This window comes from Bombilactobacillus bombi (genome assembly GCF_013607485.1).
Classification (GTDB): Bacteria; Bacillota; Bacilli; order Lactobacillales; family Lactobacillaceae; genus Bombilactobacillus; species Bombilactobacillus bombi_A.
Genome location: NZ_SCHP01000039.1, coordinates 1 through 10,153, shown reverse-complemented (window position 1 = coordinate 10,153; position 10,153 = coordinate 1). Strand labels below are relative to the sequence as shown.

Annotated in this window: 12 protein-coding genes; 3 read left to right on the top strand and 9 right to left on the bottom strand. The window is 32.4% G+C overall.

Annotation, left to right across the window (positions count from 1 at the left end):
- The 7 genes from EQ827_RS06800 to trmL all read right to left on the bottom strand — a co-directional run.
- The coding region (locus EQ827_RS06800) for a glycosyltransferase family A protein (protein WP_181190250.1) at positions 1-521 on the bottom strand (521 nt) is incomplete at its 3' end.
- 94 nt (positions 522-615) lie between these two features.
- Positions 616-1,611, bottom strand: coding sequence for a Stealth CR1 domain-containing protein (locus tag EQ827_RS06795; protein ID WP_181190249.1), 996 nt, complete (start codon positions 1,609-1,611; stop codon positions 616-618).
- Positions 1,612-1,631: 20 nt separating this feature from the next.
- A complete protein-coding gene (locus tag EQ827_RS06790; protein ID WP_181190248.1) occupies positions 1,632-2,426 on the bottom strand; it encodes a glycosyltransferase family 2 protein in 795 nt (264 codons plus the stop codon).
- Positions 2,419-3,522: a glycosyltransferase family 4 protein gene (locus EQ827_RS06785; protein WP_181190247.1), complete on the bottom strand. Its 1,104-nt coding sequence runs from the start codon at positions 3,520-3,522 to the stop codon at positions 2,419-2,421. Before EQ827_RS06785 ends, EQ827_RS06790 begins: the two co-directional genes overlap by 8 nt.
- 23 nt (positions 3,523-3,545) lie before the next feature.
- Positions 3,546-4,208 carry a sugar transferase gene (locus EQ827_RS06780; protein ID WP_373563514.1) on the bottom strand — a complete coding sequence of 221 codons (663 nt, stop codon included), beginning with the start codon at positions 4,206-4,208 and terminating at the stop codon, positions 3,546-3,548.
- Between the two features lie 62 nt (positions 4,209-4,270).
- Positions 4,271-4,681, bottom strand: coding sequence for a DUF1149 family protein (locus EQ827_RS06775; protein ID WP_181190245.1), 411 nt, complete (start codon positions 4,679-4,681; stop codon positions 4,271-4,273).
- 14 nt (positions 4,682-4,695) lie between these two features.
- On the bottom strand, positions 4,696-5,205 hold the full coding sequence (gene trmL / locus EQ827_RS06770) for a tRNA (uridine(34)/cytosine(34)/5-carboxymethylaminomethyluridine(34)-2'-O)-methyltransferase TrmL (protein WP_181190244.1): 510 nt from the start codon (positions 5,203-5,205) through the stop codon (positions 4,696-4,698).
- A gap of 315 nt (positions 5,206-5,520) precedes the next feature.
- Here trmL and EQ827_RS06765 point away from each other — a divergent pair, with 315 nt between their 5' ends.
- Positions 5,521-6,540: a GMP reductase gene (locus EQ827_RS06765; RefSeq protein ID WP_181190243.1), complete on the top strand. Its 1,020-nt coding sequence runs from the start codon at positions 5,521-5,523 to the stop codon at positions 6,538-6,540.
- Positions 6,541-6,606: 66 nt separating this feature from the next.
- On the opposite strand, the gene EQ827_RS06760 is transcribed toward EQ827_RS06765, so the two are convergent.
- Positions 6,607-7,752: an AI-2E family transporter gene (locus tag EQ827_RS06760; RefSeq protein WP_181190242.1), complete on the bottom strand. Its 1,146-nt coding sequence runs from the start codon at positions 7,750-7,752 to the stop codon at positions 6,607-6,609.
- A gap of 1 nt (position 7,753) precedes the next feature.
- Positions 7,754-8,116: a PTS glucitol/sorbitol transporter subunit IIA gene (locus tag EQ827_RS06755; protein ID WP_181190241.1), complete on the bottom strand. Its 363-nt coding sequence runs from the start codon at positions 8,114-8,116 to the stop codon at positions 7,754-7,756.
- Between the two features lie 103 nt (positions 8,117-8,219).
- Between EQ827_RS06755 and EQ827_RS06750 the strand changes: the two genes are divergently transcribed.
- On the top strand, positions 8,220-9,239 hold the full coding sequence (locus tag EQ827_RS06750; RefSeq protein ID WP_181190240.1) for a lactonase family protein: 1,020 nt from the start codon (positions 8,220-8,222) through the stop codon (positions 9,237-9,239).
- Between the two features lie 21 nt (positions 9,240-9,260).
- Positions 9,261-10,088, top strand: coding sequence for an undecaprenyl-diphosphate phosphatase (locus EQ827_RS06745; protein ID WP_181190239.1), 828 nt, complete (start codon positions 9,261-9,263; stop codon positions 10,086-10,088).
- Positions 10,089-10,153: the final 65 nt, after the last annotated feature.

Below are 10,153 nucleotides of genomic sequence, written 5' to 3'. Positions count from 1 at the left end.
GTTTTAACTACATATGCCCAAACAGGAGCTGTAGGCAAGACTTCTTTTAAAAATTCATTAATATTTTTAATTTGAAATTGGTTATAGTATTTATTTTCCCTTCTTATCTTTTTATTCCAAATATCTTTACTAGTTTCAAATAAATTATCTACATTAAAGAAAAGTATTGACATTTGAGGATACTTAGAAAAAACACACATTACTTTTTCAATTGACTGTTTATTGCTAAGAAGATCATCACTATCAATAAACCAAGTTAATTTCCCCTTAATATAAGGAATTGCAGCATTTCTAGCTGCTGACAAACCACTATTTTTTTGTTTTATATAAATAACATCATTAAGTATTTTATTATTTTTTTGAAATTGAATATATTTATTTATAATTGTTGAAGATTTATCGGTACTGCCATCATTAACTATAATTAATTGAATATTTTTATAAGTCTGTGCAAATATACTTTCTAAACATTGATTTAGATAGGGATAAACATTATAAACAGGCAAAATTATAGTTATCATAAAAACATCTCCAAGACAAATGAATAAAATTTAAATATACGGCAGATTACAAGTTTTTTATACAAATCCTTAAAAGCTTCAATGAATAAACATATTACTTTTCAAAACTTGATTTTTCACCAAATTTATTAGCAAAAAGCTTATCAATCTCATTTTCATAATAATCAACATTCGGATCATCTATATCATTTATACAAATGAACTTGTCTTTTCCCTTTTTAAAGATACGATTGATTGACTCAATATCACTCATCAAAAATGAATGTCCTAAAATTCTACCTGGATCAAAGTTGCCAGTAGCAATTCTCAAATATCTAATTAAAAAGTGACTAATATCGTCATCTTGCCTAAAACGATGTTTAGAAGTGTTTTTGAATTCATTTTCAGCTATTTTTCTGGCAAATTTAAAATCATTTTTAGAATAAGCAATTGGAAGATGAGTATCTAGTAAACCTGGAAAATAATGATGTGGTGCTTCTAAAACAGTTCTTATCCACTCAAAACCATAATTATAATTAAAATACTTCCAAAAATGTCTTTTTAGAGAGTTTCTTAAAGAATAGTGTTTATTAACAATTTGAACACTATTATACTGTACTATAGACATATTTTTTTCTAATGGAATTATAGGAGTTACAATCGCAACATCACGTGCAATTCCATTACAAAATAAATCCCGCTGTTTTAGATTATTTATAATAAAAGTGTCATCACAAAACAAAACAAAATTATTGCTTAAACTTGTTATTTTATCTACATTTAATTCAATCGCATTAGAGTTAAATACAGGCAAATTAACTGAATCTAAAAATTCTTTATGATCTACAATTTGAAGTTTGGGATGATTCAAATCAAGCCATTTTGGCACTTGATTATCGGTCACTAAATATACTTTATGTACCCACGGAGCATACTTTTCCACTCCTCGAAACCAGTACTTAAACGTATCAAAAGACCGATATCTGATAGATGAATTCAAAAATTTATTTTCATCATGAAGGTTACAAACATATTTATTCTTTTTTTGCTGCCACTTTTTATCATTACTATTAACCCATGTTACAACAAAATCAATATCCTTTGATTCCAATAAATTACATCCCTTCAATATCAAGAATACATATGTTGGTGAATCATCTTTATTAAAGAATTAGGAATAAAACATTTTAAAAGAAGTATATATTCACAAAAAAAATATATAAAACTAATTTGCAATCTTTTACGCCAATACTTCATACACTTAAATAACCTAATTCTTCTTTTTATGTCTCTTTTTTCAAATGATCCATCATCTTCACGATAAATTAATAATTCTTGCTGTAAATTATTACCAACATATCCGAGACTATATAACTTACACCAAAGATCATAGTCCTCAATCCTCGTCACTTCAGAAGATATATTGTACCCATCGATCTTTTTTAATACATCACTTTTTATCATTATTGAAGGATGAACAAAACTATGTCCCAACCAAACATCAAATTTATTAGGTGTGGCAAGCATTTCTCTTTTTCCATAAACTCTTTTTCCATCATAGATACTAATATTTGTACCTACCCAATCCACATTAGTATTTTTATCCAAAAATTCAACTTGGGCAGCTAATCTATTAGGTTTAGAAAAATCATCATCATCCATTCTAGCGATATATTTTCCAATAGATAATTTTATACAATCATTAAGTGACTTAGATAGTCCCTCATTACGTCTATGATTTAATAATTTTATTCTTCTATCATGTTTACAGTAACTTTTAATTATTTCTTCACTTTGATCTTTAGATCCATCATTACAAATAATTAATTCCCAGTCTTGAAAGCTCTGATTGATGATTGAAGAAATAGAACTTCTCAAAGTAGAAGAACCATTTAAAGTAGACATAATTACCGAAACTTTAGGCATTCTTTACTCCATCTTCATATATCTTGATTAAATCAGCATTGTTTTTTTCGTAATTAAATTTTTTTATAAAAGTTTGGTGAGCATGTTGATCCATTATGTCTATATCTTTAGAATCCAATTTTTGAAACTTTTTTAATGTCGCTATTAAAGAATATTTATCTTCTTTTTGAAAAACAAATCCGTTATAACCAGTTTTTACAATTTCGGGCAGCCCACCAGCATTAGAAGATATCACTAATTTAGAATTTTTCATAGCTTCAAGTGCTGTCAATCCAAAAGCTTCCCATCTTGAGGGAATTACTACAGCATCACATAGCCTAATATAAGAGTCTAACTCATTATTATTTATCCACCCGACAAAATGAATATGTTCAGTATTACTAGTATTAATTTGAGCATCATTTAAAACAGCTTTGCCAATAATCATAATTTCAATATTGCTATGATCAAAATCAAAACTATTCAGCAAAAAGTCTAATCCCTTAGCCTTATCAAATCTGCCAATGAAACAAATCTTATAAGTATTAACTTTTGTAAATGGATTTTTAACAGGTAGGGGCTTTACCTCAGGTTTAATTGTATTATAAATGAACGTGGATTTTTTTTTGCTAATACCATACTTTGTAGATATCGGATAGTCATGCCTAGAAACATTAATAATCAGATTAGTAAAATAACTTAAAATATTCTCTATAATTATAAAAATAACTTTTTGGAAATTACCAATATCTTCTTTAAAAAAACTCCATCCATGGGATGTATAGACTATAAGTACTTTCTGTTTCCAACTAGCAAACTTAATAAAAGGTCGCAAAAGTCCCGCAAAGGTACTATGAAAATGTATAACGTCTGATTTTACTTTTACAATATCTGGAACAATTTTTAATAATTGGATGATTCCTTTTATATTTCTATGGTAATCGTAACGATGAATACGGAACTTTTCAGAATTAAAATTAATATTTTCAGAATTGAAATTAGAAATAAATAAATCTATAGTTTCTATATCGTCACAATCTAATTGATATGCAATAGTATTTCTTAAATAAGTTGCTACCCCTCCAGAAGCATACTCAGCAACATGCGTTATTTTCATCACATTAATCCTATATAAAATTTTCAATAAGCACTATTTGGATAAATCATAATCTTAATTGTTTTAAGAATAATCTTAAAATCGTAAAAAAAGCTACGATTTCTAATATATTTCAGATCAAGCTCAAGCATTTTATCAAATCCCACATTACTACGAGCACTTACTTGCCATAAACCAGTGCATCCCGGTTTAACTAATAAACGCAGCTTGTCATAATCAGTATATTCTTTAACCTCTCTGGGTAAAGGTGGTCTAGGTCCAACTAAAGACATTTCCCCCTTCAAAACATTCCAGAGCTGTGGTATTTCATCTAAGCTATGAGCACGTATTTTATTCCCGATAGGAGTAACTCGAGGATCGTTTTTCATTTTAAACATGGGTCCGGCTACTTCATTTTTATCTAACAATTGTTCTAATTGCTGGTCAGCATTCTCATACATCGAACGAAATTTATACATCTTAAAAGGCTTATTATTTTTACCAATTCTTATTTGCGTATAAAAAACTGAGCCACGTGGGCTCTCCTTTTTAATTAAAAATGAAATAATTAAACCTGGTATAAAAAATAATATTATTCCAATAATACTCAAAATAATATCAAATAGTCTTTTGTTGATACGATAAACATAATGTTGCTTACGCCTTGATAATTCTTTGTTACTAGTGATGTTTTCCCCCTTAGTCACCACACTACTATCCCCCAACAATTATCAAAAACTAAATTATTTATATAAACATATTACAGTAGCTATTTATCCTCATCCGCTTCTTCATCAGGTGTGCTTGGTTGAAAATCTAATTCATAACCATGATCTAAGGTCATTGCTGTCAACTGATAAGTGATGATTTGAATTTGTTCTACTAAAGGTCGTGATAACTCTGTCATTTGTTCAGTAGTTATCTGATAATCCTCATCTACACCAACATCTTGCAATTGAATTACTTGACCAATCAAACCAGAAACTGCAAAGGGAACTCCTTCAGGATGAATACCAAAAGGTGTCATAATTTGAATCATTTTAAATTTGGAAGGCTCTTCAGAGTTAGAATCATCATAATCTTGTACCTGAACCTGCAAATTGGTCTGTGCCTCACTTTTTGGATCAACTAAATCATAATGATAGGATTGGACGACAATAGGTCCCTTATTAACTTTCATAACTTTCTCCTTAATTAATGTAATTTGTCATGTGAATAACGATGAGTCAATTCCATGCCCGCAAAATGCTGTTGCCGCACAGCTTCGTAAATAACTAATGCACAGGTATTAGAAAGATTCAAGGCCCGAATTTTATCTGTCATGGGGATCCGTAAACATTTCTCTTGGTTTTCCCGCATAAACTGTTCCGGCAATCCTGTGGTTTCCTTGCCAAAAAGAAAATAATGATCCTTCGTAGTATCTGAATAATCAACCTCAGTATAAATTTTATCAGAAAACTTGGTAATCAAATATAAATATCTGGAATCAGGAATAGTAGCCAAAAAATCTTCCAAATCATCATGAATTTCAATTTTGACTTTGTCCCAATAATCTAGACCGGCACGCTTCATATGTTTATCATCAAGACTAAAACCTAAAGGCCTGATTAAATGCAACACTGTATCTGTGCCGGCACAGGTTCGCGCAATATTCCCCGTATTAGCAGGCATTAATGGTTCAAATAAGGCAATGTGATTTGTCATCTTATACACTTCTTTCAATCTTATTAATTTTAACATAAGTCACAATTGATAAAAAGCAACAAAAAAACGTATTTCCTCGGCCTTCGCAGCAAGAAAACACGTTAGTATACCCTTCTCACGGCCTTTTATCAAATTATCATCTGATAAAAGATCCTGAACAGGCAATTTCTTACATTATACGATAAATATTTTTAATTGCAACTACAAATTTTTTCTTGACTTATTTCCAAAATATATTTAAATAGTATATGGCGAACATTTTAAAAATAGCTTATAAAAATAGTTCGTAAATATCTCGAAGGTGGTCATTATAGTATGCCTAATAACCCGTTTAACGTCTTTGATTACGAAGATATTCAATTAATTCCTCAAAAATGTATTCTTGAACATCGTTGCCAAGCTGATACGCGGGCACAATTGGGGAAATATACTTTCAAAATTCCAGTAGTACCTGCCAATATGTCCAGTATCATTAATGAAGAACTTGCCATTTGGCTAGCACAAAATAATTATTTTTATGTTATGCATCGATTTGATGCGGAGCAGCGTTTTGATTTTGTTAAAAAAATGCATACTCAACAACTCATTGCTTCCATTAGTGTTGGTGTACAAGAACATGATTACCAACTGATTGATCAATTATCTCAAGCCAACTTACAGCCTGAATATATTACAATTGACATCGCTCATGGCTACGCTAATACTGTCGCTAAAATGATTGGCTATATTAAACAAAAATTACCACAAACCTTTGTCATTGCCGGCAATATTGCAACGGCCGATGCCGTACATTTTCTAGAAGAAGCTGGTGCTGATGCTACCAAGGTTGGTATTGGACCCGGACGGGCTTGCATTACTAAAATTAAAACTGGTTTTGGTACGGCTGGTTGGCAATTGGCGGCAATTCGTATGTGTGCCAAAGCTGCTCGCAAGCCTATTATTGCTGACGGCGGTATTCGCACAAATGGTGATATTGCCAAGTCTCTTCGTTTTGGTGCTAGTTTTGTTATGGTTGGTTCACTGTTAGCTGGTCATGAGGAAAATCCAGGTGAAGTCTTGGAGCAAAATGGTAAAAAAATGAAAATTTACTATGGTTCGGCTTCTGTACTTCAAAAGAAGGAACGCAAAAATATTGAAGGTAAAAAAGTAATCATTCCTTATCGCGGTTCAATTGCCTCTACCCTTCAAGAAATGCAAGAAGATTTACAATCAGCTATTTCTTATGCTGGCGGAACAAAATTAGCAGATTTGCGTCATGTTAATTATGTCATTATAAAAAATTCCATCTATAATGGTGACGCTGGTGTAATCAACCATGACTTAAGTAATTTTTAAATTAGGCAACTATTCTACACCAAAAAAACCACGGCAAAAATGTCGCGGTTTTTTCACTATAGTTTCTTATTCGTTTTTTGAAGGCTTATCATACCAAGAAGAATTGCGCTGAATCCAAGTAAAGAGCTTGCCAACAAGGATTTTCAAAATTGCATAAATGGGAATACCGCCAATAACACCAATTAAACCAAACATCCCACCGGCTACTAGCAAAACCAAAATAGTCGTTACTGGATGCATATTCATTTTATTACCAACTACTAGTGGCGATACAGCCCGAGTTTCAATCGTCTGCTCAATGGCAAAAATAATAATTACGTATAATAACATCTGGTGCCCATTAATTAAAGCCAGGACAATCGCTGGTACTAAGCCTACCGCTGACCCGACATAGGGAATCAAATTACAAATTCCAGCAAATATTCCCAGTAAAACACCATATGGCATTCCCACAATTAAATAACCCACTGCAAACATCACCGCTACCCAAAAGGCCACCGTCAATTGACCACGCACATAAGAACTCAAAGCTTGGTTAATTTCAGTCAGCATATCTGCAGTTGAAGCCTGCAAACGTTCTGGAACATACTTGAGAATATTAGGCTTAATTTTACGGTCGTCTTTTAAGATAAAAAACAAAATAAACGGTGCAGTCAAAATAATCATAACAACATTAGACACGACACTTACTGCTGAAGTAATGTTGCCTAAAGCACTATTGAAGACCCCATTTAAACTATCAGAGAAGGATTTAGTAACTTTAAGCGGCGAAAACTTATTTGCTAAATGCAGACGCTGCAAATGCGGTTCTTGACTCAAATCCATTAACATCTTCTGTAAAGTTCGCCAATAATGGGGAATATTATGCATTAAAGAAGTGGCTTGGTTTTGAATTACGGGAATTAAAGACAGAATAATCCATACCAATAATGCCAAAATTACGATAAAAACTGCGCTAATGGATATTACACGCTTGATATGAAACCGACGTTCTAAAAGATCAATGAGTGGATCAATCAAATAATACAAAATCCCAGCCACTATTAAGGGCGGCAGAATTATATTCAATATTTGTTGAAGAGGTTTAAAGATATAGCTAACTTTAATAAAGGCTGAAATAATTAAAAAAATCAATAAAACATTTAGTAGCACAATTGTGAACTTATTATTTAAAAACCACTTTTCAAACCAAGTTGGCTGTTCTTTTTTCATATTACTCTCCCATTTTATAAATTAATCGACTACCAACTTGAATAATTGGTAAAGTGCCCTTTAAATAAATACTGTTTTGCATGGGTTGAGCATCTACTGGAGCGAAATTCAAAACGGCATGCCCAATAGCGGACAACTGCTGATTCACTAGCCGACCTACATAAGTAATTGGATAATCAACTTGGTCAATAGTTAAACAATCTCCCACCTGAAGCTTAAAGGAGCTTTTTGGATCCGTAAAATGCTGAATCAGTGCTACTTGACGTAAATCTTCACTGGCATTTTCATCAAATAATATCAAAAAATTAGTTTGCTGATCGACTGCTTGCTTGCCGATAAGGGTTATTTGTGCTTTAATTTCCATTGTTCTCACCTGACTTTACTTTTTATATTAGCAAATTACAGGAATTCTACCAGCATTTTGCAGAAGTTTGTTATAAAATATGTTCAAAGGAGTGATTTAATTCATGCAGGAAAATTTATTAATTGGCGGTTATACTAAAAAAACTAGTCAGGGTATCTATCAATTACAGTTCGATTCCCAAAAAGCCCAATTATCAGCACCGCAATTAGCGGTAAAATTACAAGGCCCTACTTACTTTGCTGTCTCTAATGAAAATATTCTTTACTCAGTAATTCAAAAAGATCAGCAAGGCGGCATTGCTGCTTATGATATTAAACAAAACTTTGCTTATTTGGGGAGTGCCTTACAGCCAGAAAATTCTCCCGCTTATGTTGAAGTTTCAGATAAGAAACAGTTAGTATTTTCAGCTAATTTTCATACAGGAATTGTGACAATTCATAAAATTAACGCTGATAAAACTTTAACCATTACCGACAAAATTCAACTATCCGGCAAGAGTATTCGTCCCGAGCAAGAGGCTTCTCATCCCCATTTGGCTCACTTAACCCCTGATGATAAATTGGTTATTTGTGATTATGGTAGTGACAAAGTCTACACTTATGACCTTGATGATAACGGCCAAGCTCACAAAAATAGTGAATTTAATGCTCCTAAAGGCTCGGCACCTCGTCATTTGGTTTTTAACCCCCATAATCCTCACTTGGCTTATTGTATTTGTGAACTAGGTTCTCTAGTATTGACCTTACATTATGAAGCTGGCCAATTTGAACAATTACACAGTTATTCCTTGCTGCCAGATTCTTATCAAGGTGATAATACTGCTGCGGCTATTCGTATTAGTGCTGACAGCAAGTTCTTATATACTTCTAATCGTGGCCATAATTCTTTAGTTTCTTTTAAAGTGAGCCCTGACGGCCAAACTTTAGAGCATCTGCAAACTATCAAAACTCAAGGTGATTTTCCACGCGACTTTAACTTTGATCTTACTGGTCAATATATTCTCGTACCTCATCAAAAATCAAATGATGTCACAATTTTTAAACGCAATTTCGAAACTGGCTATTTAACATTTATAAGTAATGATACTCAAGTACCGGAAGGAACTTGTTTAGCTTTTTACTAAACTTTGGGAGTGTAAATTTTCATGTTAAATATTATTAAAGCAATTATTTTGGGAATTATTGAAGGAATTACCGAATTTTTGCCGATTAGTTCTACTGGTCACTTATATCTGGCTAATGAATTTGTCAAATTACAAGAATCACAAGCTTTTATCAATATGTTTATGGTGGTAATCCAACTTGGAGCTATTTTAGCAGTGGTGGTAATTTATTTTCACAAGCTCAATCCTTTCTCACCTCGCAAAAATACTTCCGAACAGCAACACACCTGGACCCTGTGGTTTAAGGTAATAATTGCCTGCTTACCATCAGTAATTGTTGGCTTGCCGCTCAATGACTTTATGGATGAACACTTTAATACTTGGCAGGTTATTTCTGCTACTTTGCTTATTTATGGTATTTTATTCATTGTAGTTGAAAATTATAACCATCAGCGTCAGCCACGTTTAACCAACCTAAACAATCTTCCTTATTTGACAGCTTTTGGAATTGGAATATTTCAAGTGTTATCATTAATACCGGGAACTTCACGTTCTGGAGCGACAATTTTAGGTGCTATGTTAATTGGTACCTCCCGCTTTGTGGCGACTGAATTTTCTTTCTTCTTAGCTATTCCCACAATGGTTGGTGCCAGTGGCCTCAAATTGTTTAAATATTTCTGGCATGGACATTCCTTTACGGGCTCGCAAACCATTGTTTTACTGGTAGGAACTTTTGTGTCTTTTATTGTGGCTTATATGGCAATTAAATTCTTACTTGATTATATTAAGAAAAATGACTTCAAGGCCTTTGGTTGGTATCGAATTATCTTAGCCCTTATTGTCATTGGTTATTTTGGATTTATCAAATAAAAATACTCAAATTAAAATCATCATTTAAACCATAAAAGACCAAGGATAAATATTTACCCTTGGCC